This is a genomic window from Flavobacteriales bacterium (assembly GCA_013214975.1).
In the GTDB taxonomy this organism is placed as follows: Bacteria; Bacteroidota; Bacteroidia; order DT-38; family DT-38; genus DT-38.
Genome location: JABSPR010000167.1, coordinates 1 through 1,523, shown reverse-complemented (window position 1 = coordinate 1,523; position 1,523 = coordinate 1). Strand labels below are relative to the sequence as shown.

General features: G+C 35.7%; 2 protein-coding genes. Both read left to right on the top strand.

Annotated features, from left to right (window positions below):
- Positions 1–255 precede the first annotated feature (255 nt).
- Complete coding sequence (locus tag HRT72_05980) at positions 256–1,254, top strand: aminotransferase class I/II-fold pyridoxal phosphate-dependent enzyme (GenBank protein ID NQY67255.1); 999 nt, start codon at positions 256–258, stop codon at positions 1,252–1,254.
- 10 nt (positions 1,255–1,264) lie between these two features.
- On the top strand, positions 1,265–1,523 hold a 259-nt coding region (locus HRT72_05975), incomplete at its 3' end, for a hypothetical protein (protein NQY67254.1).

Sequence of the window (1,523 nt, the reverse complement as noted above, 5' to 3'; positions counted from 1 at the left end):
GGGCCTCAGCCGGGTAAAATTGCCGAGTCAATAGGAAAATCATCCACTGAAGAACTTGCTATTATGTTAGACGCTTTCGAGCCTTTGGTTCCTACTCTGCATGTAAAGAATACTTTAGACCGTAATTACCCACAATCATGGATGATATGAATTATGCTTAACATACCTTCATTTGTTAAAAATTTAACTCCTTATAGGACGAGCGCAACTATTTATTCTCTCAAGTCTAGTGACCTTGCTATACCCAAAATTAATTTGGGTTCCAATGAAAACCCCTTGGGTCCTTCGCCCCTTGCAGTGAATGCCTTGCATCAAGATTTAGGTGGTATTAATCGTTATAGTGACCCTTTAGCAACTGAGTTGGTAAATACAATTGCTAATGTTTATTCAATAAAAAGAAAGCATATTGTATGTGGTCATGGCACGGATTCCCTTTTAGCTTACATTATACAGGCTTTTACCAAAGAAAAAGATGAGGTATTAACTAGTGAAGGTACATTTATGGGGTGGTATGTTAGTGTTCAAAAGCTTGGTCGAATATTAATTAAAGTTCCTATGAAAAACTATGCCTACGATTTAAAAAAAATTGTGTCACGAATAACATCTAAAACAAAATTAATTTATATAGCGAACCCCAATAACCCTACGGGGAGTTTGCTTTCTGTTTCTGATATTGTCATGCTGATGAATAGTATACCATCATCTATCTTAGTCGTATTGGATGAAGCCTATACCACCTATGTGGAATCACAAGTTGATTATCCCAATGGGCTTTGTTTTGATTATCCTAATATGGTGGTAACACGTACTTTATCAAAAGCTTATGGGTTGGCAGGCTTAAGGGTGGGTTTTGCGGTAGGCTCTGAACATGTTATTGAGACGTTGTATAATATTAAATTACCATTTGAACCAGGTTTTTTACCACAAAAGGCCGCAGTGGCCGCATTAAAAGATGTTGCCTTCCTTAAGGAAACAGTAAGAGTAAATGCCATTTCGTTGCAAATCTTGTCGAAAGGGCTTTGTGAATTTAAGATAAAGGTTCTTGATACATCGGCTAATTTTATCACTGCCATATTTGACAATGGCGATCAGGCCATTAAATTTACAAAAAGATGTTATGATAATGGATTAGTGGTAAGGTCTTTAGTGGCTTTTGGTATTCCAGAAGGAGTGAGGATATCTTCTGGCACTATTAAAGATTCTCACTGTGCAGTGCAAATTATTAATAAAGTTATTTTTGATTTACAACAATAATACGGATACAATGAAACTCTTTAGTTATCAAACAGATGAATTTCCAGAGCGTTTAGGAATAATGATTAACCATGATTTATATGATATGGGACAATTAGGTAGTTGTGTGCAAGAAAAATTTCCAGATACCATGATGAAATTCTTAAATAGTGAGGGGAAAATTAATCATAAAATCCAAATGTTAATTGAAAACGGTCTAGATCAATCCTTGATGCCTTTAGATCGACCGTCTTTAAAATTTTTAGCACCTGTGCCACATCCTCCAAGTT